Origin of the sequence: Caulobacter sp. SLTY (assembly GCF_009905535.1) — a bacterium.
GTDB lineage: Bacteria > Pseudomonadota > Alphaproteobacteria > Caulobacterales > Caulobacteraceae > Caulobacter.
This window is the reverse complement of the sequence record NZ_JAAALA010000025.1, coordinates 35,100-61,064: the sequence shown is the minus strand read 5'-3', so window position 1 is coordinate 61,064 and position 25,965 is coordinate 35,100. Positions and strand designations below refer to the sequence as shown.

Annotated in this window: 17 protein-coding genes; 4 read left to right on the top strand and 13 right to left on the bottom strand. The window is 69.1% G+C overall.

Features of this window, described 5'->3' with window-relative positions; translation table 11 throughout:
* The 6 genes from GVN21_RS14590 to GVN21_RS14565 form a co-directional block, all read right to left on the bottom strand.
* Positions 1-402: hypothetical protein (locus GVN21_RS14590; RefSeq protein ID WP_166575490.1), on the bottom strand; the 402-nt coding region annotated here is incomplete at its 3' end.
* A gap of 294 nt (positions 403-696) precedes the next feature.
* Positions 697-3,282 carry an ATP-dependent chaperone ClpB gene (gene clpB, locus GVN21_RS14585; protein ID WP_166575489.1) on the bottom strand — a complete coding sequence of 862 codons (2,586 nt, stop codon included), beginning with the start codon at positions 3,280-3,282 and terminating at the stop codon, positions 697-699.
* Positions 3,283-3,542: 260 nt separating this feature from the next.
* Complete coding sequence (locus tag GVN21_RS14580; RefSeq protein WP_166575488.1) at positions 3,543-4,967, bottom strand: M20/M25/M40 family metallo-hydrolase; 1,425 nt, start codon at positions 4,965-4,967, stop codon at positions 3,543-3,545.
* A gap of 62 nt (positions 4,968-5,029) precedes the next feature.
* On the bottom strand, positions 5,030-5,782 hold the full coding sequence (locus tag GVN21_RS14575; RefSeq protein WP_205690104.1) for a DUF4893 domain-containing protein: 753 nt from the start codon (positions 5,780-5,782) through the stop codon (positions 5,030-5,032).
* A 49-nt stretch (positions 5,783-5,831) separates the two neighbouring features.
* A complete protein-coding gene (locus GVN21_RS14570) occupies positions 5,832-6,680 on the bottom strand; it encodes a prephenate dehydratase (protein WP_166575492.1) in 849 nt (282 codons plus the stop codon).
* On the bottom strand, positions 6,677-7,411 hold the full coding sequence (locus tag GVN21_RS14565) for a 3-deoxy-manno-octulosonate cytidylyltransferase (protein ID WP_166575486.1): 735 nt from the start codon (positions 7,409-7,411) through the stop codon (positions 6,677-6,679). Before GVN21_RS14565 ends, GVN21_RS14570 begins: the two co-directional genes overlap by 4 nt.
* A gap of 133 nt (positions 7,412-7,544) precedes the next feature.
* Here GVN21_RS14565 and GVN21_RS14560 point away from each other — a divergent pair, with 133 nt between their 5' ends.
* Entirely contained in the window at positions 7,545-8,243 is a 699-nt protein-coding gene (locus tag GVN21_RS14560) for a cytochrome c family protein (protein ID WP_166575485.1), read from the top strand.
* 64 nt (positions 8,244-8,307) lie between these two features.
* Here GVN21_RS14560 and GVN21_RS14555 read toward each other — a convergent pair whose 3' ends face one another.
* Complete coding sequence (locus GVN21_RS14555; RefSeq protein ID WP_166575484.1) at positions 8,308-9,144, bottom strand: NlpC/P60 family protein; 837 nt, start codon at positions 9,142-9,144, stop codon at positions 8,308-8,310.
* Positions 9,141-10,532, bottom strand: coding sequence for a leucyl aminopeptidase family protein (locus GVN21_RS14550; protein WP_166575483.1), 1,392 nt, complete (start codon positions 10,530-10,532; stop codon positions 9,141-9,143). The genes GVN21_RS14555 and GVN21_RS14550 overlap by 4 nt, the downstream gene beginning before the upstream one ends.
* A 91-nt stretch (positions 10,533-10,623) precedes the next feature.
* Here GVN21_RS14550 and GVN21_RS14545 point away from each other — a divergent pair, with 91 nt between their 5' ends.
* The gene (locus GVN21_RS14545) at positions 10,624-11,526 is read left to right on the top strand and encodes a tetratricopeptide repeat protein (RefSeq protein WP_205690103.1); all 903 of its coding nucleotides are present in this window, start codon (positions 10,624-10,626) and stop codon (positions 11,524-11,526) included.
* Here the strand turns inward: GVN21_RS14545 and GVN21_RS14540 are convergent.
* Both GVN21_RS14540 and GVN21_RS14535 read right to left on the bottom strand, forming a co-directional pair.
* Complete coding sequence (locus tag GVN21_RS14540; protein ID WP_166575481.1) at positions 11,523-14,354, bottom strand: FG-GAP repeat protein; 2,832 nt, start codon at positions 14,352-14,354, stop codon at positions 11,523-11,525. The genes GVN21_RS14545 and GVN21_RS14540 overlap by 4 nt on opposite strands.
* A gap of 167 nt (positions 14,355-14,521) precedes the next feature.
* Entirely contained in the window at positions 14,522-14,767 is a 246-nt protein-coding gene (locus GVN21_RS14535; RefSeq protein ID WP_166575480.1) for a hypothetical protein, read from the bottom strand.
* Between the two features lie 42 nt (positions 14,768-14,809).
* Between GVN21_RS14535 and GVN21_RS14530 the strand changes: the two genes are divergently transcribed.
* On the top strand, positions 14,810-15,673 hold the full coding sequence (locus GVN21_RS14530; RefSeq protein WP_166575479.1) for a DUF1206 domain-containing protein: 864 nt from the start codon (positions 14,810-14,812) through the stop codon (positions 15,671-15,673).
* Between the two features lies 1 nt (position 15,674).
* Here the strand turns inward: GVN21_RS14530 and GVN21_RS21225 are convergent, their stop codons facing one another.
* Positions 15,675-18,566: an FG-GAP repeat protein gene (locus GVN21_RS21225; protein WP_166575478.1), complete on the bottom strand. Its 2,892-nt coding sequence runs from the start codon at positions 18,564-18,566 to the stop codon at positions 15,675-15,677.
* Positions 18,567-18,925: 359 nt separating this feature from the next.
* Entirely contained in the window at positions 18,926-22,012 is a 3,087-nt protein-coding gene (locus tag GVN21_RS14520; protein WP_166575477.1) for an FG-GAP repeat protein, read from the bottom strand.
* 175 nt (positions 22,013-22,187) lie between these two features.
* On the opposite strand from GVN21_RS14520, the gene GVN21_RS14515 reads away from it, so the two are divergent.
* Positions 22,188-22,649, top strand: a complete 462-nt coding sequence (locus tag GVN21_RS14515; protein WP_166575476.1) for a hypothetical protein — start codon at positions 22,188-22,190, stop codon at positions 22,647-22,649.
* A gap of 57 nt (positions 22,650-22,706) precedes the next feature.
* Here the strand turns inward: GVN21_RS14515 and GVN21_RS14510 are convergent, their stop codons facing one another.
* Positions 22,707-25,859, bottom strand: coding sequence for an FG-GAP repeat protein (locus GVN21_RS14510; RefSeq protein ID WP_166575475.1), 3,153 nt, complete (start codon positions 25,857-25,859; stop codon positions 22,707-22,709).
* Between the last annotated feature and the right edge of the window lie 106 nt (positions 25,860-25,965).

Here is a 25,965-nt window from a genome sequence, read left to right as displayed (position 1 = left end):
GTGCAGGGGCGTGCGCCAGTGGGTCATGGCCTGGTCAAGGGCGGCGCGGTGGGGGGCCGGGTCGCCGTCGAGGACGATCACGGAACAGGCTCGGCCGCCGTTGCGGGTTGAGGCCATGGACACCTGCAGGTCGCGGCGGCCAACCCACCAGGTGGGGCGGCCTTTGGACCAGGCGGGGGGCTTTTCAAGGCGGAAGACGCCGGAGCGGGCGGTCAGTTCGGAGGGTTGCCCCTCGCCGAGCACATAGGGGAAGCAGATCTCGCGCATGGCGAAGTCGACATCGACGGCGCCGAGAGCCTGGAAGCTGCCCAAGGCGTTGGGGCGGCGGTCGGGGTCCGGCTGGCCGGGGGCGAAGGCGGTCGTGGCCAAGGCGGCCAGGGCGATCAGGAGGGGTGTGCGCATGGAGCCTCGCGACTGGAGGCTGTATGATGGCGCGGGTTTGGGGTGGTTGGCTATGGGGATCGCTCTCCGCCCCCGGGAGGGGGCGGAGGACGGTTCGGAGCGTGAGCGACGGACCAGGAGGCGGGGCCGCGCCGGCGGTTAGGGGTTGGCGCCAGGTCCTGAGACACCGGCGGCGGCGTCGGACCTCACAGCCGCCGGTGGATGTGCCCCCTCGGTTTGGCTCGCTTGCAGCGCTCGCCAAAGCCACTCCCCCACCAAGTGGGGGAGAGCGATGGCTGAGCTGCCGCCCTGTTGTTAGTGCACCCGGGCCTTGCCGATCTCCAGGGCGCCGTCGCCGGCGTGGACCTGGATGACGCTGCCGTCTTCCAGGTCGCCGGCCAGGAGCTTCTTGGCGATGGGGTCGACAAGGTCTTTCTGGATCACGCGCTTCAGGGGGCGTGCGCCGTAGACCGGGTCGTAGCCCTTTTCGGCCAACCAGTGGAGGGCGCCGTCGTCGAGAGCGATGGCCATTCTCCGGTCGGCGAGGAGCTTTTCGACGCGGGCCAGCTGGATGCGGACGATGCTGCTCATGTCCGCCCGGGCCAGCCGCTTGAAAAGGATGATCTCGTCGATGCGGTTGAGGAATTCGGGGCGGAAGTTCTTGCGGACGACGTCCATCACCTGGGGCCGGACGGCCTCGACATCCTCGCCGTCGGCCTGGGCGGCGAGGTATTCGGCGCCCATGTTGCTGGTCATGATGATCAGGGTGTTGCGGAAGTCGACCGTGCGGCCCTGGCCGTCGGTCAGGCGGCCGTCGTCGAGGACCTGGAGGAGGACGTTGAAGACGTCCGGGTGGGCCTTTTCGACCTCGTCGAACAGCACGACCTGGTAGGGCCGGCGGCGCACGCTTTCGGTCAGGGCGCCGCCCTCGTCATAGCCGACGTAGCCGGGAGGCGCGCCGATCATGCGGCTGACGCTGTGCTTTTCCATGTACTCGCTCATGTCGAGGCGGGTGACCGCCGCCTCGTCATCGAACAGGTATTCGGCCAGGGCCTTGGTCAGCTCGGTCTTGCCCACGCCCGTGGGGCCGAGGAACAGGAAGCTGCCGATCGGGCGTTGCGGGTCCTTCAGGCCCGCGCGGGCCCGGCGGACGGCGTCGGAGACGGCGACCAGGGCTTCCTCCTGGCCGACCACGCGGCCGCGCAGGCCGTCCTCCATGCGCAGCAGCTTTTCGCGCTCGCCCTCCAGCATCTTTTCGACCGGGACGCCGGTCCAGCGGCTGACCACGGCGGCGATCTGCTGGTCGTCGACGACCTCGGGGGCGACGTCGGGCTGGGCGGCGTCCTTGGCCTCTTCCTCGGCCAGGCGCTTTTCGAGGGCGGGGATTTCGCCATAGGCGATCTCCGATGCCCGCATCAGGTCGCCGTTGCGCTGGGCGGAGACCAGCTCGGCCTTGAGGCGTTCGAGGGCTTCGCGAGACTGGGCCTCGGCGCCGCGGTTTTCCTTCTCCTGTTTCCACTTGGCGGTCATTTCGTCAGAGCGGAACTGCAGATCGTCGATCTCGACCTCGAGGTTTTCGAGGCGGGCTTTGGAGGCGTTGTCGGTTTCCTTCTTCAGGGCCTCGCGCTCGATCTTCAGCTGCACCAGGCGGCGGTCGATCTCGTCCAGTTCCTCGGGCTTGCTGTCGACGGCCATGCGCACGCGGCTGCCGGCCTCGTCCATCAGGTCGATGGCCTTGTCGGGCAGGAAGCGGTCGGTGATGTAGCGGTTGGCCAGGGTGGCGGCGGCCACGATGGCGCCGTCGGTGATCCGCACGCCGTGGTGGAGCTCGTACTTTTCCTTCAGGCCGCGGAGGATGGAGACGGTGTCCTCCACCGTCGGCTCATCGACGAACACCGGCTGGAAGCGGCGGGCCAGGGCGGCGTCCTTCTCCACATGCTTGCGGTATTCGTCGAGCGTGGTGGCGCCGACGCAGTGCAGCTCGCCGCGCGCCAGGGCGGGTTTCAGCAGGTTGGAGGCGTCCATGGCGCCGTCGGCTTTCCCTGCCCCGACCAGGGTGTGCATCTCGTCGATGAACAGGACGATGCCGCCCTCGGCGGCGGTGACCTCGTTGAGCACGGCCTTCAGCCGTTCCTCGAACTCGCCGCGGTATTTGGCGCCGGCGATCAGGGCGCCCATGTCGAGGCTGAGGAGCTTCTTGTCCTTCAGGCTTTCGGGAACGTCGCCGTTGACCATGCGGATGGCCAGGCCCTCGACGATGGCGGTCTTGCCGACGCCGGGTTCGCCGATGAGGACGGGGTTGTTCTTGGTGCGGCGGGCCAGAACCTGGATAGTGCGGCGGATCTCTTCGTCGCGGCCGATGACCGGGTCGAGCTTCTGGTCCCGGGCGGCCTGGGTCAGGTCGCGGGCGTAGCGCTTGAGGGCGTCGTAGCCGTCCTCGGCGCCGGCGCTGTCGGCGGTGCGGCCCTTGCGGATCTCGTCGGCGGCCTTGGTGAGTTTCTTCTCGTCGGCGCCGGCGGCCTTCAGCGCCGTGGCGGCGTCGCCGCCTTCCTTGGCGGTGGCGATCAGCAGGCGTTCGGTGGTGACGAAGGCGTCACCCGCCGCCTTGGCGGCCTCCTCGGCGGCGGCGAAGACGCGGGCGGTCTCAGGCTTCATATAAAGCTGGCCGCTGCCGCCCTCGACCTTGGGCATCTTGCCGAGGTTGGCCTCGACCGCCTGGTCGGCGACGTCGGGCCGGCCGCCGGCGCTCTGGATCAGGGCGCGGGAGAGGCCGTCCTTTTCCTCGAGCAGGACTTTCAGGATGTGGTCGGGGGTGAGGTGCTGGTGGCGGCGGGCCAGGGCCAGCGATTGGGCCGATTGCACGGCCTGTTTGGCGCGGTCGGAGTAGAGGTCGATGTTCACTTGGGCGGTCCCCTGAGAAGGCGGATAAGGCTCCCTGCCTCGGCTGAGCACAATGAGCTTGAGGGGCATGTAAGTGTGGCGATTGGGCCACACAAGGGGTGGGGACCGGTTGCGCGCAACGCGCGCTACCTGTCCCCGGTCAGCGCCGTAGGCGAATGGCGGGCTCGGACCAGACAGTTGGCAGTACGGCTGGACCGAGCTTGGGTCGACGGCCGGTGCTGACCGGGGACAGGTAGCGCGCTTTGCGCGCAACCGGTCCCCTACCGCTGCACGGCGTAGAGCTTGACCACCTCGTGCAGGAACAGGCGGCCGTCGTAGAGGCTCTTCACCCGGATGCGCTCGTTCAGGCCGTGCGTGCCGCCGCCGTCGGGGTCGCCGAACAGGCCGCTCAGGCCGTAGGTCGGGATGCCGGCCGCCGTGGTGAAGCGGCCGTCGGTGGCGCCGGTGGTCATGATCGGGATCAGGGGGACGCCTGGCCACAGCTTGGCGGCGACCTTGCGGGCGGGCCCGAGGACCTTCTCATCGAGCGGCGGGGCGACCGCGATGGCGCTGGGCTCGGCGGCCAGGGTCACCTTGATGCCGGGATCGCCGATGATGCGTTCGAGGTCCTTGGCCACCTGGCGCGGGTCGTTGCCGGGAAGGATGCGGCAGTTGACGTTGGCGGTGGCCCGTTGCGGCAGGGCGTTCGGGGCGTGGCCGGCGGCGACCTGGGTCGGGACGCAGGTGGTGCGCATCATGCTGTTGCGGCCGCGATCCTTGGCGACGATCTCGGCGGCGGCCGTATCGGTCGGGTCCTTGAGAAGGGCCAGCAGGGCGGCGGCGGTCTCCGGGGTTTCCAGCTTGGCGGAGCCTTCGAAGTTGAGGCGGACCGACTCATTGATGGCGATGGGGAAGTCGTGGTCGCCGATCTTGGCTAGGGCCTTGGAGAGCCGGACGATGGCGTTGTCCTTGAACGGGCGGGAGGAGTGGCCGCCGACGTTGGTGATCTCCAGGGTGTAGTCCTGGTAGATCTTCTCGCCGGCCTGGATGCCCAGGTACTGCGGCTTGCCCGCCGCGTCGAGCCGGCCGCCCGCGCCCTCGTTGAGCGCCATGCCGGCGGCGAGGGCGTCCGGATGGTTTTTCAACAGCCAGTCGACGCCGTTGAAGGTGTCGGCCGTCTCCTCGCCACAGGTCAGGGCCAGCTTGATGTCGCGCCTGGGTTTGAAGCCCTCCTCGCGGTAGCGGACCATGCTGTCGGTGAAGATTGCGGCCATGGCTTTGTCGTCGCTGGCGCCGCGGGCGTAGAAGTAGCCGTTCTCCTCGACGAGGGTGAAGGGATCACGCTCCCAGTCGGCGCGGTTGGCCTCGACCACGTCGATGTGGGCCAGCAGGAGCAGCGGCTTGGCCTTGGGGTCGGAGCCCTTGAGGACGGCGATCAGGTTGCCGTCCTTGGGGCGGCCGTCGGGAACCAGGATACGGACGTCGGCGTCCGGATAGCCGGCGGCCTTCAGCCGAGCGGCCATCCGCTCGGCGGCCAGGGTGCAACTGCCGGACGACAGGGTGGTGTTGGTCTCGACCAGCTCTTCATAGAGACCACGGAAGCGTTGGACGTCAGGCGGGAGGCCCTCCTGGGCCGAGGCGGCGCCGACGAGCGAAAGGGCGAGAACGGCGGCGGCCGAAGCGAAGGCTTTGTGGCGGACGGACATGGCGGCTCCCCGAGGTGTGAGGGAGCCTATGAGGCGGGATGGGTCAGGGCAACCGCCCGCCGCTACTTCCGCAACTCCAGCACGTCGAGCTTCGATTCCTGCTTTGGCCAGGGCAGGGTCAGGCGCCAGCGGTCGGTCCCGACGCGCTCGAAAACGCCGATCTGGTCGCGTTCGGGCATCTGGCCGTAGGTGGGGTAGCCCTTTTCTTCGGCGCCCCAGGCCTGGGCGCCGATGAACACCAGGCGCTTGTCGGTGTCTGGATAGAGCAGGCCGCGCAGGCGTTGGCTGCCGGTGGTCTTGGTGAGGATCAGGTCGCCGCCGGGGGTCAGCTCGATGGTGCATTTGAACGGCGGGTATTCGATGTAGGCCAGGCCCGCCGGCTGCAGTTGGGAGCCGAGCTTGATCGTCTTGCAGCGATAGGTTCCGGGGGCGGGCTGCAGGTTGCCGGCCAGAGCGGCGTCGGGGACCAGCAGCATGCCTTGGGTATCGACCATGGCGCCGTGGTCGGCGTTCGCCTCGCGCAGGGCGGTACGCCAGGCGTCGGGCAGGCGGGCGATGCGGTCCTCGTCCTCGGCATTGGCGACGGCGCGCCACTGGTCCGTGCCGCCCTGTTCGCCGGCCCCGGCGGGCGGGTCGGTCATGGGCGCGCCAGGATCGGCCGGCGCGCCGGTGACAGCATCCACCGCACCGGCGGCGGGCCCGAGCGCCTCCTGGCCGACGGATGGGGCCGTCTCGACCTTTTCCTCGGTCTTGGCGGGGCGGTCGCAGGCGGCGAGCGCGAGGACGGCGAGGGAGGCGAAGAGGGCTTTGCGCATCATGAGGTAACGGTGGCGCGCGTCGACGGTTTCGTCAAAGCCGCTCGCGCTACACGCGGTCCCGGAAGGGGTCGGCCGGGAAGACGCCGAGGATTTCCAGACGGTCGGTGAAGAAGCCCAGCTCCTCCAGCGCCAGGGCCAGGCCCCGGTCCTCGGGGCGGCCGTCGACCTCGGCGTAGAAGAAGGTGGCGGTGAAGGCGCCGCCCTCCATATAGCTTTCCAGCTTGGTCATGTTGACGCCGTTGGTCGCGAACCCGCCCATCGCCTTGTAGAGGGCGGCGGGAAGGTTCTTCACCCGGAAGCAGAAGCTGGTGATGCAGCGCTGGGTGAAGGGGGGCGGGGCCGGGGCCTTGTCGGCGGTCATCACCAGGAAGCGGGTGGTGTTGTGGCGCTCGTCCTCGATGTCCTTGGCCAGGATATCGAGGCCGTAGATCTCGGCGGCCAGGGCCGGGGCGATGGCGGCCTTGGTCGGATCGGGGTTCTGGGACAGGGCGCGGGCGGCGCCGGCGGTGTCGCCGACGGCCTCGGTTTCGACGCCGAGCTTCTTGAGCGACCGACGGCACTGGTGCAGGGCGATGGCCATGCTGGAGACCGTCTTTACTTGGTCCAGCTTGACGCCCTTGTTGGCCATCAGCTGGAAGCGGATCGGCTTGAACCGCTCGCCGATGATCTTCAGGCCGCTGGAGGGCAGCAGGTGGTGGACGTCGGCCACCCGGCCGGCGATGGAGTTCTCGACCGGGATCATCCCCAGTTCGCAGACGCCGCTGCTCACCGCCTCGAAGGCCTCTTCGAAGGTGGCGTAGGGGGCGGCTTCGTAGCCGGGGAAATAGTCGCGGCAGGCCTCGTGGCTGTTGGCGCCGGGGGCGCCCTGGAAGGCGATCTTCTTGAGCATGATCAGAGGGTCTTTGCGTAAGCCCGGGCGGCTTCGAGGTCGGCCGGGTTGTCGACGGAGATGGGCGCGGCCGCTGCGATGGACGCCCAGTATTCGAGGCCCATTTCCAGGCCGCGAAGTTGTTCCAGCTTCTCGCGCCGCTCCAGAGCCGAAGGCGGCGCGCTGTTAAATCGCTCGAGCGCGGCGCGGCGGTAGCCGTAGATGCCGATGTGGCGCCAGACGGGGCCGTCACCGTAGAGGGTGGAGCGGGTGAAGTAGAGGGCGCGGCCGGACTGGCCGTCGGCCTGGAGCGCCAGGATGGCCTTGACCACGTCGGGGTTGGCGCGGTCGTCAGGCGAGGCCTCGGGCGCGACCACCGTGGCGACGTCGCAGGAGGGCTGGGCGGCCAGCAGGCCGGCGCAGGCGCTGAGCACCGAGGGTTCGACGAAGGGCATATCGCCCTGCAGGTTGATCACCGCGTCATGGGCGCCGGCGGGGTCGAGCTCCGCCAGGGCCGCCTGAATGCGGTCCGAACCGCTGGGCAGGGCCGGGTCGGTCAGCACCGCCTTGCCGCCCGCGCCGCGCACCGCCTCGACGATCTCGGGATCGCCCGCAGCCACCGCGACAGGCCCGATGTCGGCCGCTTCGGCCTGGCGCAGGACGCGCACGATCATCGCCAGACCGCCGATGTCGGCCAACGGCTTGTCGGGCAACCGGGTGGCGGCCATGCGGGCCGGAATGAGGACGATCGGTTTCATGCGCTCAGAATGGGATCAACGGGCGGCGCGCCGCTTGCGAAGGCGGCGGTAGCGTGTCAGAGACGCACGCGCAACAAGGGCCGGGATTCTGAGTTTCCCGGTCGGTCTCGAAACAGACGAGTTCAGAGCGGACATGAGCGACCTGACCTTCAACAAGATCGCCGGCGGTGTGCTGGCGGCGGGCCTGGCCATCTTTGGCCTGCGTGAAGTCAGCGGCATCCTGTTTACGAGCCACGAGCTTGAGAAGGAAAAGTTCGGCTACGCCGTGACCGTCGTGGAAGACACCGGCGGCGCCGGCCCGGTCGAGGTCGCTCCCGATTGGGGCACGGTGATCCCGGCCACCAATCCGGCGCTGGGCGCCGCGGTCTCGGCCAAGTGCACCAGCTGTCACACCTTCACCCCCGGCGGCGCCAATGGCACCGGCCCGAACCTGTACGGCATCCTGGGCAAGGTCCCCGGCACCCACGCCGGCTTCGCCTATTCCGACGGCATGAAGACCTGGGGCGCGGGCAAGACCTGGACCTGGGACGAGATGGACCAGTTCCTCAAGGCGCCGCAGAAGCACGTCCCCGGCACCAAGATGTCCTTCGTCGGCCTGAAGAAGCAGGAAGACCGCATCGCCATGCTGTCCTACCTGCACAGCCTGGGCTCGACCCTGGCGGTGCCGGCGCCCAAGCCCGCCGCCGCCCCGACCGACGCCCCAGCGGCCGACGCGACCGATCCGACCGCCACCGGCACGACCCCGGCCCCGACGACCGCCCCGGGCGGCGCGACCCAGCCGCCGGCCACCGCCGAAGCCGCCAAGCCGACGACGCCCGCCCCGCCGAAGTAGGCGGCAAGGCCGGCAGATCAAAATCAACGGGCTCCACGCGCTGGGGCCCGTTTTTCTTTGGGCGTCAGGGTCGCCGATAGGCTGTGGGCGCCCCGTTCCCGGCTGCCTCGATGCGGGCAACGGCGGCCTCCAGCGGCTCGATCGTCACGGCCATATGGTGGGCGTTGGCATGGATCATCCGCTCGGCGTCGAGCATCATCGCAACATGACCCTTCCAGAAGACCAGGTCGCCGCGATCGAGCGCCGCGCGGTCGATGGCCTGGCCGATCTTCGCCTGCATGTCGGTATCGCGCGGGCAGGCCCGGCCGCAGGCCAGCAGGGCCTGCTGCACCAGGCCCGAACAGTCCAGGCCCAGGCTCTCGCGGCCGCCCCACAGGTAGGGGGCGCCGAGGAAGGTGGTGGCGACCTCGGCCGGGTCGGTCCGGAAGGCGGAGCCGACCGGGGCCAGATGGTCGGTCATGAACCAGCCGGCGTGGGCGGCGCGGGCGAACCGGCCATCGGCTTCCTCGACCGCGACCAGGGCGTTCAGGGAGTAAAGGCCGACGGGGGGCGACTTGATGTCCGGGCGGCTGAAGGCATAGGTCCGCAGCGCCGTGACCCGATGCGTGGGGCTGAGCGCCGGGGCGGCCAGGGCGTCGCTGCGCACCCAGCCGACGTAGCCGTCGCGCGCCAGCCTGCCGAAGGCGAACCCGTCGCGCTCCAGCAGCACATCGAATTGCTCGCCGAACAGCAGCAGGCTCTCCTGCTCGGCGCCGTCGTCCCTATGGCGGCGAAGCGGAGCGGAGGGGGCGACGCAGGTCATGGCGATCGGGTCGTCGTAGGTCTCGGCCGCGACCACGCCCTCCAGGACGCGGGCGGCGGTTCCCTCGTGGATCAGGGTCAGCCGGCGGTCGAAGCTCATCCGAAGCGGTCCTTGATCAGTTTGAAGAGGGCGCGGATCGCCTGGGCCTCGGCGCCGGTCGGCCAGCCAGGCCGGCCCTTGGGGTTCCAGGCGAAGATGTCGAGGTGGACCCAGCTGCCCGAGGTTGGGGCGAAGCGCTTGAGGAACAGGGCGGCGGTCACCGACCCGGCCTGAGCCCAACCGTCGGGGTCGTTCTTCAGGTCGGCGAGGTCTCCATCCAGCGCTTCCTCGTAGCCGGGCCAAAGGGGCATGCGCCACAGGGGGTCCTCGGTTGCGCGGGAGGCGGCGGCCAGGTCGGCGGCCAGGGCCTCGTCGTCGGTGTAGAAGGGGATCACCTGTGGGCCCAGCGCGATGCGGGCGGCGCCGGTCAGGGTGGCCAGGTCGATGGTCAGGGCGGGGCTGAGTTCCTGGGCGCGGGTCAGGGCGTCGGACAGGATCAGGCGGCCCTCGGCGTCGGTGTTCCCGACCTCGACGGTCAGGCCCTTGCGCGTGTTGAGCACGTCGCCCGGCCGCATGGCGTCGCCGCTGATGGCGTTCTCCACCGCCGGGACCAGCACGGCCAAGCGCACGGGCAGGCCCGCGTCCATCACCATCCGAGCCAGCGCCAGGGCGTGGGCCGCGCCGCCCATGTCCTTCTTCATGTTGCGCATGCCGGCGCCCGGCTTGATGTTCAGGCCGCCGGTGTCGAAGGTCACCCCCTTGCCGACCAGGGCGACGAGCGGGGCGTCTGGACCGGCGCCGGGACCGGTCCAGGCGATCTCGATGATCCGGGGATCACGTCCAGGACCGGCGGCGCGGCCGACGGCGTGGACGGAGGGATAGCCCTCGGCCAGCAGCTCATCGCCCGTGACCACGGCGATGGTCGCGCCATGCTGCTCGGCGATCTCGCGGGCGATGGTCTCGATCTGCAGCGGGCCCATGTCGCCGGCCGGGGTGTTGACCATGTCGCGGGCCAGGGCGCAGGCATGGGCCAGGCTGTGGACGGCGGCCAGATCCGCGCCGGGCACAACCAGCCGGGGGCCGGCCTCGCGGCCCGCGCGGTAGCGGTCGAAGCGGTAGCCGCCCAGCGCGAAGGCCAGGGCGACGGCCGTGGGATCGAGGCCCTCCGGCGTCTGCAGCTGATAGTCGCCGGCCGACAACTTGGCGGCCAGGGCGCGGAACACGGAAACCTCGCCGCCGTCGCCGAGACCGAACAGCACCATGTCGATCTCGCCATCGATGTCGTGGACCGGCATCAGCTGGCCGCTCCTGGCCTTGAAGCCGGCGATCTCCGCCAGCCGGCCCAGGGAGGCCGGCCGCTCGCTGAGCAGGGCCGGCCAGGCGGCCGTGGTCACCGCCAGAACGGGGATGGCGCGGCCTTCGGCGGCGGCGATCACGGGGTCGGTCATGGGAGGCGGTCTCTTAACGGACATGCTTAACGATTCCTTGAGCCGGAGCGGCGAGACTGGGCGCCTGTCGGACTGGCCAAGGGACTTCCCCATGTCGCGCAAGCGCGTCCTCGCCGCAACCATTCTCGCCCCTGCCCTGCTGGCGTTCAGCCTGCCCGGCGCCGCCCAGGCCTGGCCGTTCGGCGGCAAGAAGGAAGAAAAGAAGGCCGAGGCGCCTGCGAAGGCCCCTGCGGCCCAGGCCCCCGGCGCCATCACCCCGATCGCCGCCACCCCCACGCCTCGAGAGGCCAAGGCCACCGCCGCCCAGCGCGCCGAGGCGCGCCGGTTCGATCCCCTGGCCGCCGCCGCCTTTTGGGGCCGGGAGTTCGAGGTTGATCCGCGCGACGCCGAGGCCGGGGTCGCCCTGTCGCAGTCGCTACGGGCGATGGGCCGCTACCGCGACGCGGTGGCCACCGCCCAGGCGGTGCTGGTGGTCGATCCGCAAAACCTCAACGCCCTTCTGGAAAGCGCTCGCGGCTTCATCGGCATGGGCCAGGGCTTCTATTCTATCGAGCCGGCCCGCAAGGCCGCGGCCCTGAGCCCCCGCGACTGGCGGCCTCATTCGCTGCTGGGTGTGGCCTATGAGCAGGCGCAGCGGGACGAGGAGGCCCTGGCCGCCCACCGCCAGGCCGTGGCCCTGGCGCCCGACGAGCCGGCGGCCTTGACCAACCTTGCCATGTTCCAGGCGGCGCGCGGCGACCTGCCCGCCGCCGAAGCCCTGCTGCGCCGCGCCGCCGCCAGCCCGCGCGCGACCATCCAGGTGCGCCAGAACCTGGCGCTGGTGGTCGGACTGCAAGGCCGGCTGCCGGAGGCCGAACAGCTGGCCCGCCGCGACCTGCCGCCGGAGATGGTGGACAGCAACATGGCGTGGCTGAAGGCCGCCCTGGCCAAGGGTCCGGCGCCGGGCGCGGGCCGCAGCTACCAGTCCCTCAGCCAGGGCGGCGGCGGGCTTTAGAGAACCCACCCCGCCGTATCGGCGGTGACATCGCCATTGATCCGCAGCCGGTAGTCGGCGTTCCGGTCGCCATCGACGTCCAGCAGAACGGTGGTGATCCCACCGCTGAAGCTCAGGCTGATCCTGCCGGCCGTGCCGTCGAAGGCGCCGAAGGTCAGGGCTTCGTCGATCCCATTGGTGGAGATGTCCGCGTCCACGTCCGAGAAGTCGATGCTGTCCTGGCCGATGACATAGTCGCTGATGGTGTCGGTCTCCAAGGCGCCGATCAGGTCGGTGCTGGGGGAGATGGACTCGATCTGCACGAAGAAGACGTCGGCGCCGCCGCCGCCGATCAGGATATCGTTGCCGGCCCCACCGATGATCTCGTCGTTGCCGAGACCGCCATTGAGGGTATCGGCGCCATTGCCGCCGAACAGCAGGTTGGCCCCGCTGTTGCCGGTGATCTGATTGGCCTGGTCGTTGCCGCTGCCGTCGATGTCGCTCGTCCCTTCCAGGACCAGCCGTTCGAAGTTGTCGGCCAGACCCCAGGTGACCGTGCTGCGGACGATGTCGTTGCCCTCGCCCACCGCCTCGACAAGGATGTCGAGATAGTCGGTGACGATATAGGTGTCGTCCCCGATCCCTCCGGTCAGGATGTCGGCGCCGGCGCCGCCGGTCAGCTGATCGTTGTCGGCGCCGCCGAACAGCGCGTCGTCCGCATCACCGCCATCGAGCCTGTCGTTGCCGGCATCGCCGTTGAGGACATCCTCGCCGGTCCCGCCGTCCAGGGTATCGACGCCCGCCCCGCCGTGAAGGGTGTCGGCGTCCGCCCCGCCCTGCAGGACGTCGTTGGCATCTCCCCCGTAGAGGAGATCGTCCCCGTCGCCGCCCAGCAACTGGTCGGCGCCGCTCTCGCCCTCCAGGGTGTCCAGGCCGCCGGCGCCACGGATGACGTCATTTCCGCCGCCGCCGTTGAGGGTGTTGGCGCCGCTGTTGCCGTCGATCTGGTTTGCGCCGGCGTTGCCGACGCCATCGATGTCAGCCGTGCCGGTAAGCTGCAGATTCTCCACGTCGGCGCCGAGCGTGTAGGTGATGCCGGCCCGGACGCGGTCCACGCCGCTGGTGTCGGTGATCGTGTCGCCGAGGTCGTCCACGACATAGGTGTCGTCGCCCGCTCCCCCCGCCATCTCATCAGCGCCCTCGCCGCCGTCCAGCAGGTCGCCGCCGATTCCGCCGACCAGGTCGTCGGCGCCCAGACCGCCGTACAGCCTGTCCTTCCCGTCCCCGCCGTTCAGCAGGTCATCGCCGGTCAGGCCCTCGAGGGTGTCATCCCCCCCCGCGCCGCTGAGATCGTCGGCCGCGCCGCCGCCCACATAGGCGTCGTTGGCGCCCGTGCCGACCTCGACCACCGGCGCGGGCGGGAGGCCGTAGATGACGTAGGCCGCGCCCGCGCCGCTGCTCAGCCGGGCCCCGATGATGATGTCGCTGTTGCCATCACCGTTGATGTCGGCGGAACTGACCGACCAGCCGGCGCGATCGTTGGCGGCCGCGCCGTTGATCTGGAAGCCGTTGCTCCCGTCCAGGCTGGAGAGGGCGAGGGTGGCGCCGAAGCCGGTGCGGCTGCCGAAGACCACATAGGCGGCGCCGGAGCTGGAGCCGTTGGGGTCCGCCTGCGGGGCCCCGATGATCAGGTCGTCGATCCCGTCGCCGTTGAGGTCTCCGGCCGCCGAGACCGAGCGGCCGGCATGATCGGCCCCGGCCTCCCCGGCGATGCGGAAGCCGTTGGTCCCGTTCAGGTCGGTCACGCTGAGGGTGGCGGCGAACCCGGCGTTCGAGCCGAAGATGATGGACACCCCGCCGGTTCCGCCCGAGCCGCGGCCGCCGACCGCCAGGTCATCGAAGCCATCGCCGTTGATGTCCCCCGCGGAGGCGACCGAGAAGCCAACATATTCGTTGGTCGTCGTGCCGGCGATGCGGAAGCCGTTGCTCCCATTCAGGGCCGACAGGTCGAGGTCTGCGTCGAAGGGCTCGTCGGCGGAGCCGAACACAACATAGGCGGCGCCGGACCCAGCGTTGGCGCTGTCGACGCCGGTCGCGCCGATCACCAGGTCGTCGATCCCGTCGCCATTGACGTCGCCGGCCGCGCCGACCGAGTAGCCGGCCAGGTCGATGGCCGCGACGCCGCCGATCCGGAAGCCGTTGGCGCCATCGAGGGTCGACAGATCCAGCACGCCGCTGGGCGAGGCATGGCCGAACACCACGTAAGCGGCCCCGCTGGAGGAGCCGTTGATGTCGGCATACTTGGCGCCGACCAGGACATCGTCGAAGCCGTCACCGTTGATGTCGCCGATCCCGGCGACCGACCATCCGACCAGATCCTCGCTGACCACACCGGACAGCTTGAAGGCGCTGCCCAGGCCGCCGGTGGCGGGGCTGGGTCCGCCCAGGACGATGTAGGCCGACCCGGCGTTGGTCACGCCGCCCGGATCGTTGCCCCGGGCGCCGACAATGATGTCGTCATAGCCATCGTTGTTGAAATCGCCGGCCGCGCCGACCGAGCCGCCGGCGCGGTCGCTGGTCGTCTCGCCGGTGACCCAGAAGCCGTTGGTCCCGTCCAGGCCCGACAGCGCCAGGGTGGAGGGGAAGCCGCCTTCGTCGCCGAAAAGCACATAGGCGCGGTTCGCCGGCGAGCCGTCGATGCCGATCACGAAGTCCTCGACCCCGTCCCCGTTCACGTCGCCAGCCGACGAAACGGTGATGCCGGTGGCGCTGACGCCGCCGGCGGTGATGGTGAATCCGTCGCTGCCATTGAGCGCCGAGACGTTAACAGTTGCCGGAAAATCGGCCATGGAATGCCCTCTGTTGCTGCGGTCGCATCGGCGACCGCCGTTCCCTCAAAGCGAGGGGGCGGACGGTTAGCGGATCAGAACAGCGGGGGGCAAGGCTAAACGAAAGGATGCGCATTAAGCTTTTGACACTTAAACGGAATGTAATGACTTCGAAGTAATCGATCGTCTTATTCCGCCGTTACATCGCCGTTGATCCGCAGGTCGTAGTCGGCGATGCGGTGTCCTTCGAGATCGAGCAAAACCGTCGTGATGACGCCGCCGATGCTCAGGCTGATCCTTCCGGCCGTGCCGTAGAAGGCGCCGATGGTGGAGGCTTCGCTGATCCCGCCGGTCCACCGGTCGTTGTCAGCGCCGCTAGATCTTGCGGAGTGGACGGCGGCTCCTCTTCGCCGTCGCGGAGCGGGAACCAACACCGCGTGGTCACGCTGTTGTCCGGCAACGGGGAAACGAGAATCATGGCGGCCAAGGGGCTAACTCGGAGCCTTAAGCGGCTGGCTCGGGCCGGCGGCAAGGTCGATACGCCGGAGGTGCTGGAGTGGGTATCGCGCGCGGGATATGGCGCGCGAGGCTTCGTCTATTTGAGCATCGGCTTGCTGGCGGCCCTGGCGGCCGTGGAACTGGCGCGGACGCCGGCCGGGGCGCGCGGAGCGGTGACGGCGTTCGCGGAAGGCTGGCTGGGCCAGTTATGGATCGCCGGCCTGGCCGCCGGGCTGATCGGCTTTTCGGTCTGGCGCGGGCTGCAGGCGGTGCTGGACGCCGACCGGCAGGGGACCGAGCCCATGGCCCTGGTCAGCCGCGCGGGTCAGGCGATCAGCGGGCTGATGTACGGCGGCCTGGCCTGGTCGCTGCTGGAACTGCTGGACGAGCTGGAGGACATCGGCGAGGCCGACGAGAACCAGGATGCGCGGCAGATGGCGGCGGAGGTGATGGCCATCCCCTTCGGCCACTGGCTGCTGATCGGGGTCGGGCTGTTTGTGGTGGCGGTTGGGATCGCGGGGATCGTGCAGCTGTTCCGGCCGAAGTTCGGAGAGAAGCTGAGCTGTCCAGCCCGCTCGCACCGCTGGCTGTGCTGGGTGGGGCGCATCGGCTATGGCGCGCGCGGCGTCGCCTTCCTCGCGCTGGGCTATACCCTGGTGCGGGCCGGCTGGGACTTTTCGTCGTCCGAAGCGCGGAACATGGGCGGGGCGCTGCAGGCGCTGGAGGCTCAGCCGTTCGGCTCGCCCCTGCTGTTCCTGACCGGCGTCGGCCTGGCGGCCTTCGGCGCCTTTGCCCTGATCGAGGCCCGGTGGCGCCGGATCAACGCCCCGGACCCGCTGTAGCCTACAGCACCCAGCCGCCGGTATCGCCGGTGACATCGCCGTTGATCCGCAGGCGGTAGTCGGCGTTCCGATCGCCATCGACGTCCAGCAGGACGGTGGTGATGCCGCCGCTGAAGCTCAGGCTGATCCTGCCCGCCGTGCCGTCGAAGGCGCCGAAGGTGAAGGCGTCGTTGACACCGGGGGTCCCGGCAATGGCGTCGATGTCGGAGAGGTCGAGTTCGTCCTGACCGATGGCGTAGTCGCTGATGCTGTCGGTCTCGACGGCCCCGAGGCCGACCCGCACCGACTCCTGGCGGAACAGGAAAACGTCGTTTCCGCCGCCACCGATCAGGGTGTCGCCGCCCAGCCCGCCGATCAGGGTGTCGGCGCCCAGGCCGCCGTTGAGGATGTCCGCGCCCGCGCCGCCGTCGAGCGTATTGGCCCCGCCATTGCCGGTGAGTTGGTTGGCAAGCTCGTTGCCGGTCCCGTCGATGTCGCCTGAGCCTTCGAGGATGAGCCGTTCGAAGTCGGCGCCCAGGGTCCAGCTCACCGTGGCCTTGACGATGTCGCTGCCCTCGCCGGACGCCTCGACCAGGGTGTCGGTGTAGTCGTCGACGACATAGGTGTCGTCCCCCAGGCCGCCAGTGAGGACGTCGGCGCCGGACCCGCCGCGCAGCACATCGTTGTCAGCCCCGCCGAACAGCTGGTCGTTCCCGTCGCCGCCCTGCATCTGGTCATTGCCGGCTTCGCCGTAGAGGACGTCCGCACCCGTCCCGCCATCGAGGGTGTCGATACCGGCCCCGCCGTACAGGGTGTCGTCGTCCGCGCCGCCCGAGAGGATGTCGCTGGCGTCTCCGCCATAGAGCTCGTCGTTTCCGTCACCGCCCAGCAGCTGGTCGTTCCCGTCGTCCCCGTTCAGGTCATCGAGCCCGCCGTTGCCCCGGATGACGTCATTGCCGCCGCCGCCGGACAGGATGTTGTTGCCGCTGTTGCCGCTGAGCTGGTTGGCCAGGCCATTGCCCGTGCCGTTGATGTTGGCCGAGCCGGTCAGCTCCAGGTTTTCGACCTCGGCGCCCAGGGAATAGGTGATGCTGGCGCGCACCCGGTCCGAGCCCTGGGTAACCAGTTCGGTGACCAAATCGCCGAGGTCGTCCACGACATAGGTGTCGTCTCCCAGACCCCCGGCCATCTGGTCCGCCCCCGAGCCCCCGTCCAGCAGGTCGCCGCCGGCCCCGCCGATCAGGTCGTCCGCTCCCAGGCGGCCGAACAGCTGGTCCGCGCCATTCCCGCCATTCAGCAGATCGTCGCCCGTCCGACCGTCCAGGATATCCTTCCCATCGGCTCCGCGGAGGTCGTCGGCGGCGCCGCCGCCCGCATAGACGTCATCGGCGACCGTGCCGACCTCGACCACCGGCACGGGTGGAATGCCGTAGATGATGTAGGCCGCGCCGGAATACGTGACGTTCGGGCCGGCAAACCGAGCCCCGATGATCAGGTCGGCGGCGCCGTCCCCGTTTACATCTCCGGCCGAGGCGACCGAGCACCCGCTGTAGTCACCCTCCCCGACGCCGGAGATGCGGAAGCCGTTGGTTCCGTCCAGGCTCGACAGGTCGAGGTTGGGCGCAAATGCCGTGTCCTTGCCGAACACCACATAGCTGGCCCCGGAACCGCGGCCGTTGGGGTCGGCGTTCCTCGCCCCGACGATCAAGTCGTCTAGGCCATCGCCGTTGACGTCGCCGGCGGAGGCGACCGAGAAGCCGCTTTCGTCCCCCGCCGCGACGCCGGAAATGCGGAAGCCGTTGGTTCCGTCGAGGGTCGACAGATTGAGGTTGGCCGCGAACCCCGTGGCCTTGCCCAAGACCACATAGCTGGCCCCTGAACCGCTGCCGTTGGGATCGGCGCCCCGAGCCCCGACGATCAGGTCGTCGAGGCCATCGCCGTTCACATCGCCCGCCGAGGCGACCGAGTAGCCGGACTGGTCGGCGGACGCGACGCCGGCAATGCGGAAGCCGTTGGATCCGTTGAGGCTCGACAGGTCGAAGTTGGCCCCGAAGCCCGTGCCCTTGCCGAAGACCACATAGCTGGCGCCGGAAGTGCTGCCGTTGGGATCGGCGCCCCGAGCCCCGACGATCAGGTCGTCGAGGCCATCGCCGTTGACGTCTCCGGCCGAGGCGACCGACCACCCGCTGAAGTCAGCCGCGGCGACCCCGAAAATGCTGAAACCGTTGTTTCCGTCCAGGTCCGACAGGTTGAGGTTGGCCGTGAACCCGGCCTTGCTGCCGAAGACCACGTAGCTGGCGCCCGAGTTGCTGACGTTGGGGTCGGCGTACGGAGCCCCGACGATCATGTCGTCAATGCCATCGCCGTTGACGTCTCCGGCCGAGGCGACCGAACGGCCGCTTTGATCATACGCCGCGACTCCGGAGATGCGGAAGCCATTGCTCCCGTCCAGGCTCGACAGGTCGAAGTTGGCCGAAAACCCCGCGTCGCTGCCGAACAGCACATAGCTGGCCCCTGAGGCACTGCCGTTGGGGTCGGCGTCTTTAGCTCCGATGATCAGGTCGTCGATGCCATCACCGTTTACGTCTCCGGCCGAGGCGACCGAACGGCTGCTCTGGTCAAGAGCCGCGACCCCGGAGATGCGAAAGCCGTTGCTTCCGTCCAAGGTCGACAGGTCGAAGTTGGCCGAAAACCCCGCGTCGCTGCCGAACACCACATAGCTGGCCCCTGATGAACCGCCGTTCGGGTCGGCGCCTGGAGCCCCGATGATCAGGTCGTCGATGCCATCGCCGTTGACGTCGCCAGCCGAGGCGACCGAATGGCCGCTGTAGTCAAAGCTCGCGACGCCCGAGATACGGAACCCGTCGGTTCCATCCAAGGTGCTCAGCTCCACAACCGCCGGAAAGTCAGCCATAGTATCCCCCCAAAGCGCTACGATCGCCCCCGCGACCACTCAATACTCAAAACGAGCAACGCGCTCATAGCAGCTAGTTTTCGGGGGTGACAAGGGGCGAACGCGCCCTCGCGCGCGCACCCAGAAGCAGGCGGGTTCGCGTCATCTTTCGACGCGGAAGCGGGCAGAAAGTCTCGGAACGCGAGCTGCTGCCGCTTCAGCGCCGTCAGCCTGCTGGGGCCGGCCGACCCGCCCCTACGGCTTGGCCATGATATCGGGCGCCTTGATGATCGCGGGCCGAGGATCACCCCGAGCAGGACGGGCAGGAAGACCATGATCATCGGCGCCGTCAGCTTGGCCGGCAGGGCGGCGGGCGCCGTTTAGAGCACCCAGCCGCCGGTATCGCCGGTGACATCGCCGTTGATGCGCAGGCGGTAGTCGGCGTTCCGGTCCCCATCGACGTCCAGCAGGACGGTGGTGATGCCGCCGCTGAAGCTGAGGCTGATCCTGCCCGCCGTGCCGTCGAAGGCGCCGAAGCTGAAGGCGTCATTGACCCCGGCGGTCCCGGCAATGGCGTCGATGTCGGAGAAGTCCAGCTCGTCCTGACCGATGGCATAGTCGCTGATGCTGTCGGTCTCGACGGCCCCGAGGCCGACCCGCACCGACTCCTGGCGGAACAGGAAGACGTCGTTTCCGCCGCCACCGATCAGGGTGTCGGCGCCCAGCCCGCCGATCAGGGTGTCGGCGCCCAGGCCGCCGTTGAGGATGTCCGCGCCGGCCCCGCCGTCGAGGGTGTTGGCCCCGCCGTTGCCGGTGAGCTGGTTGGCAAGCTCGTTGCCGGTCCCGCCGATGTCGCCGGATCCCTCGAGGATCAGCCGCTCGAAATTGGCGCCCAGGGTCCAGGTCACCGTGGCCTTGACGATGTCGCTGCCCTCGCCGGACGCCTCGACCAGAGTGTCGGTGTAATCGTCGACGACGTAGGTGTCGTCCCCCAGGCCGCCGGTCAGGGTGTCGGCGCCGAAGCCGCCGCGCAGCACATCGTTGTCAGCCCCGCCGAACAGCTGGTCGTTCCCGTCGCCGCCCTGCATCTGGTCATTGCCGGCTTCGCCGTAGAGGACGTCCGCACCCGTCCCGCCATCGAGGGTGTCGATACCGGCCCCGCCGTACAGGGTGTCGTCGTCCGCGCCGCCCGAGAGGATGTCGCTGGCGTCTCCGCCATAGAGCTCGTCGTTTCCGTCACCGCCCAGCAGCTGGTCGTTGCCGTCATCCCCGGCCAGATCATCGAGCCCGCCGTTGCCGCGGATGATGTCATTGCCGCCGCCGCCCGACAGGCTGTTGTCGCCACTGTTGCCGCTGATCTGGTTGGCCAGACTGTTTCCTGTGCCATTGATGTTGGCCGAGCCGGTCAGCTCCAGGTTCTCGACCTCGGCGCCGAGCGCGTAGCTGATGCTGGCGCGGACCCGGTCGCCGCTGCCGCCGCCCGCCAGTTCGGAGACCACGTCCCCGAGGTCGTCCACCACATAGGTGTCGTCACCCACGCCGCCGGCCATGTCGTCGGCGCCCAGGCCGCCATCGAGCAGATCCCCGCCCGCCGCGCCGATCAGGTCATCGGCCCCCAGGCCCCCGTACAGCAGGTCCTTGCCGTCTCCGCCATCGAGGACGTTGGCGCCGTCGTTGCCGGTGAGGATGTTGGCGAGGCTGTTGCCCGTGCCGTTCAGGTCCGCCGCGCCGGTCAGGGTGAGGTTCTCGAAGTTGGCCAGCAGGCTGTAGCTGAGGCTGGCGTTGACGGTGTCCGTCCCCTCGCCCGCATTCTCGATGACCACGTCCCCGGCGTCGTCCACGTAGTAGGTGTCGTTGTCCAGCCCGCCGGTCATGGTGTCGGCGCCCAGGCCGCCGTTGAGGATGTCGTCGCCCGCCGCCCCGGCCAGGGTGTCGGCGCCATCGGCGCCAGTGTAGCTGTCGGCGCCGGCCGTGCCCGTCTCGACCGCCGCCGAGGACCGCCCGTAGATCACATAGACCGAACCGGCGGCCGTGGCGTCGAAGCTGGCCTGCACGGCGGTGACCAGGATGTCGTCCACCCCATCGCCATTGACATCGCCGCCGCCGGTCACGCTCCAGCCGGTCCGGTCGTGGCCGCCCAGACCCTGGATGATGAAGCCTTTGATCCCGTCCAGGGCCGGGGCGCTGATCACCGCGCTGAAGCTGGTCCCCCCATAGATCACGTAGGCGTACTGGGTCCCGTTCTGGCCGAACGGCGCGCCTATGATGATGTCATCGTACCCATCGTCATTGACATCCCCGGCCTTGGACACGGAGGTGCCGAGGGCCGCCGACTGCTGGTTCGTCTGGACGATGAAGCCGTTGCTGCCGTTCAGGCTCTGCAGGGAGAGGGTGGCCGGCGGAACGGCGGAGCCGAAGACCACGTAAGCCGCCCCGGCGTTGAACGCCGGGCTGCTGATGGCGTTCGAAGTGATGACGAAGTCGTCGAAACCGTCCCCGTTCATGTCGCCGGCGCCGGAAACGGCATAGCCGTGCTTTCCGTTGTAGCCCCAGCCGATCAGGTGCGTCCGCTGGTTGGCGGGGACGCCCGTCACCGGGCCGGCGGTCCAGCCGTCCGCGTCGCCCAGCAGCAGGTAGCCGCCCCCCGTATTGTTGCTGCCGCTGTCGATGCCGGGCGCGCCGACCACGATGTCCAGGAAGCCGTCACCGTTCACATCGCCGACCACCGAGACGCTCTGGCCGAACTGATCTCCCGAAGACGCGCCGTTGAGGCGCTGCCCGTCGGCGGCCGTCAGGCTGTTGACGTCGATCAGGGAAGCAAACCCGGTGTCCTTGCCCCAGATGACATAGGCCGAGCCGGAGTCGCCGCCGTTGAAGTCGGCGTTGCGGGCGCTGATCAACAGGTCGTTGAAACCATCATTGTTGATATCGCCGGCAGACACGCTCTTGCCGAGGTCGGCGTCCGCCAGCCCCCCACCGAAAAGCCTGAACCCATTGGAGCCGTCGAGGTTGGCCAGATTGATGCTGGCGCCGATGCCGCCGGACACCCCGAAAACGACATAGCCGGTCCCGGCGTTCGGGCCTGGCAGATCGGCGTAGCGGGCGCCGATGAACAGGTCGTCGATCCCATCGCCGTTGACATCGCCCGCATTGAACACGGCGTTGCCGAACTGATCGCTGACCGCCTGGCCGGCGATACGCACGCCGTCGGGGCTGGCCAGGGTGGCCAGCTTGACCGTGGCGCCGGCGACCAGCCTGGCCCCGTCGAGGATATAGACCGCCCCTGAGTTCGATCCGTTGGCGTCCACCCCGCCCGCCCCGATCACGATGTCGAGCACGCCGTCGTTGTTGAAATCGATCAGCGCCAGGCTGCTGGCGATGCTGTCGGCGAACGCCGCGCCGTCGATGCGGAAGCCGGTCGTGGCGCTGAGCGACGACAGCAGAAAGGTGGCCGGAAAGGCGGGCATGATGGAGTCCGTAAGCTTACTGTCAGGCCGGGCGCGGCTCCCGGCCACCGGCCGAGCCCGACATCGCTAGGCGGCAAGCCGCACTCCGTGATACGCGGCGATGCCCCAGATTGGGGTTGCTTGCCCAAATTGGGGCGCCGTGATCGCCGGTTGGCGTTTAGTGCGGAGTAGCGTCTTGTCAGACTCGACAGAGGACATGCGCCTGACCGGCCGGGCGATCGGCGAGTTCATCCTTCGCTGGGCCGAGGTCACCGGGCCCAACTTCGGCGGCGACCTGACCAGCGCGATCATCTACACGGCCGTGGTCCAGGCCAATATCCGCGAGGTCTGGAACGATCCGGTGCTGAACCGTCAGTACGCCGACGTCGCCCCGCCGAACGCCCTGCGCCGGCCGATCTCGATCTCGGCCATCGCCGCCTCGCTGAATCTGCCGCGAGAGATGGTGCGTCGGCATGTGGGCAGGATGCTCGACAGCGGCGCGATGGTGAAGAAGGACGGCGGCGTGATCGTGCCGGTGGAAACCGTTGACTCGCCGGTCGGGCTGGAGGCCATGCGGCTGCTTCACGCGGCGGCGCGCCGGTTTGTTCAGTCGATGCGAAAGGCTGGCGTCCGCTTCGCCGATAGCGACGGCGAGTGAGGGCCAGATGCCGGAGCGACGGGCGCGTCAGCCGGCGCGCCCTATGGGCCAGAGGCCTTAGAGCACCCAGCCTCCGGTATCGCCGGTGACGTCTCCGTTGATCCGCAGGCGATAGTCGGCGGTGTTGTCCCCGTCGATGTCGAGCTGGATCGTGGTGATCCCGGCGGAGAAGGCGACGGTCATCCGGCCGGCGGTACCGTCAAAGGCCGAGACGAGGGTGAAGGCGTCGTTGACCCCGCCGGTCGAGGCAATGGCGTCGATGTCCGAGAAATCGAGCTCGTCCTGACCGACGGCGTAGTCGCTGATGCTGTCGGTCTCGATCGTGCGGCCGCCCGGGTTGCCGCTGGTGAACACCGACTCCTGGCGGATCAGGAAGAGGTCGGCCCCGCCGCCGCCGATCAGGGTGTCGCCGCCCAGACCGCCGATCAGGGTGTCGTTCCCCAGACCGCCGTTCAGCAGATCGGCGCCCGCGCCGCCGTCGAGCGTGTTGGCGCCGCCGTTGCCGGTGATCTGGTTGGCGAGTTCGTTGCCGGTCCCGTTGACGTCGCCCGAGCCTTCGAGGATCAGCCGCTCAAGGTTGGCGCCCAGGGTCCAGGAGACCGCGGCCTTGACGATGTCGCTGCCCTCGCCTGAGGCCTCCACCAGGGTGTCGGTATAGTCGTCCACGACATAGGTATCGTCTCCAATCCCGCCGGTCAGGATGTCGGCGCCGGACCCGCCGCGCAGCACGTCGTTGCCGTCCCCGCCGAACAGCTGGTCGTCCCCGTCACCGCCCTGCATCTGGTCATTGCCCGCCTCGCCGTTGAGGATGTCGGCGCCGGTCCCGCCATCGAGGGTGTCGACCCCCGCCCCGCCGTAGAGGAAGTCGTCGTCCGCGCCGCCCGACAGGATGTCGCTGGCGTCGCCGCCGTAGAGCTCGTCGTTTCCATCGCCGCCCAGAAGCTGGTCGTTCCCGTCGTCCCCGCCCAGTTCGTCCAGGCCGCTGTTGCCGCGGATGACGTCATTGCCGCCGCCGCCCGACAGGATGTTGTCGCCGCTGTTGCCGCTGAGCTGGTTGGCCAGGCTGTTGCCCGTGCCATTGATATTGGCTGAGCCGGTCAGTTCCAGGTTCTCAACCTCGGCGCCGAGAGAATAGGTGACGCTGGCGCGGATCCGGTCGCTGCCTTCGCCCCCGGCCTCGGTGACGGTATCGCTCAGGTCATCGACGACGTAGATGTCGTCGCCCTGGCCGCCGGCCATCTGGTCCGCGCCCAAGCCACCGTCCAGCAGGTCCCCGCCGCCGCCGCCGATCAGGTCGTCCGCCCCCAGACCGCCGAACAGCTGATCCTTGCCGTCTCCGCCGTCGAGGACGTTGGCCCCGTCGTTGCCGGTGAGGATGTTGGCCAGGGCGTTGCCGGTCCCGTCCAGGTCGGCCACCCCGCTCAGGGTCAGGCGCTCAAAATCGGCGGCCAGGGTCCAGTTTATGGTGGAGATGACCGTGTCGGTCCCCTCGCCGGGGTTCTCGCCGACCGTGTCACCCAGGTCATCGACGTGGAAGGTGTCGTCGCCCAGGCCCCCGACCATGAGGTCGGCGCCCAGGCCGCCGTTGAGGATGTCGTTGCCCGCTCCGCCGGAGAGGTCGTCATCCAGGGCGCCGCCGACATAGCTGTCGTCCCCGCCGGTGCCGGTCTCCACCACCGCCTGCACCGCCGCCTGGCCGAAGATGACATAGCTGCCGCCGGCGTTGTTGATGGCGTTCAGGGTGGCGAACGGCGCCCCGACGATGAGGTCGTCGATGCCATCACCGTTGACATCCCCGGCCGCGGCGACGGAGAAGCCGCTGCGGTGATCGGCCGCCGCGCCGTCGATCCGGAAGCCGTTGGCGCCGTCCAGGTCGGCGAGATTGAGCACCGCCGCGAACCCCGCGTCGCTGCCGAACACTACATAGCTGGCGCCGGACATGGAGCCGTTCGGATCCGCGGCCCTGGCTCCGATGATCAGGTCGTCGAAGCCATCGTCATTCACGTCCCCGGCCGAGGCGACCGAAAAGCCGGAGACGTCGTCCAGCGCCACGCCGTTGATCCGGAACCCGTTCGATCCGTCAAGGCCTGACAGTTCGAGCGTGGCCGCGAACGCCGCATCGCTGCCGAACACGACATAGCTGGTCCCGGAGTAACGGTCGTTGGGGTCGGCGTAGGGGGCGCCGATGATCAGGTCGTCGATCCCGTCGCCGTTCACGTCCCCCGCTGAAGCGACACTGAATCCGGTCCGATCTCCCGCCAACGCGCCGCTGATCTGGAAGCCGTTGCTTCCATCGAGGGTGGAGAGGTTGACGTTGGCCGCGAACCCGGCGTCGCTGCCGAACACCACATAGCCGGCGCCGGAGGTGTCGCCGTTGGGGTCGACATACCCGGCGCCAATAATCAGGTCGTCGATGCCGTCGTCGTTGATATCGCCCGCCGAGGCGACCGAGGCGCCGCTCTGATCACCGGCTGCCTCGCCGCTGATCTGGAAGCCGTTGCTCCCATCAAGGTCTGCGAGGTTGAGGTTGGCCAGGAAGTCCCCGGCGGTCGCCGTATCACGGCCGAACACCACATAGCTGGCCCCGGAACCGGAGCCGTTCGGATCCGCGCCCCTGGCTCCGATGATCAGGTCGTCGATCCCGTCTCCATTCACGTCACCCGCCGAGGCGACCGAAATGCCGGAGTAGTCGCTCGCCACCTCGCCGCTGATCCGGAAGCCGTTGGTTCCGTCAAGTCCGGAGAGGTTGACGTCGGCCCCGAACCCGGCATTGCTGCCGAACACCACATAGCTGGCCCCGGCGCCAAAGACTGCGTTCGGGTCGGCCCCATAGGCCCCGATGATCAGGTCCCCGATCCCGTCGCCGTTCACGTCTCCCGCCGAGGCGACCGAGATGCCGCTCTGGTCGCCCGCGGCCACGCCCCGGATTCGAAAGCCGTTGGTTCCGTCCAGGGTGGCGAGGTTGAGGTCGGCCAGAAAGTCCCCGGCGGTCGCCGTGTCGCGGCCGAACACCACATAGCTGGCCCCGGAGTTTGAGCCGTTCGGGTCGGCCTCTCTGGCGCCGATGATCAGGTCGCCGATGCCGTCGCCATTGACGTCCCCCGCCGAAGCGACCACCCGGCCGCTGCGATCGGACAGCGCTGCGCCGCTGATCCGGAAGCCGTTGGTTCCGTCGAGAGTCGACAGGTCGAAGATTGCAACGAATGGCAAAGGCAGGCTCCCAAGCGGGAGACTCACGCCGCGCGAATGCCGACGTTACCCCCCGCCTGAGCCCATAGCGGCCAAGTCGAGGTCCAGCAACGCGGTTATCTGAATT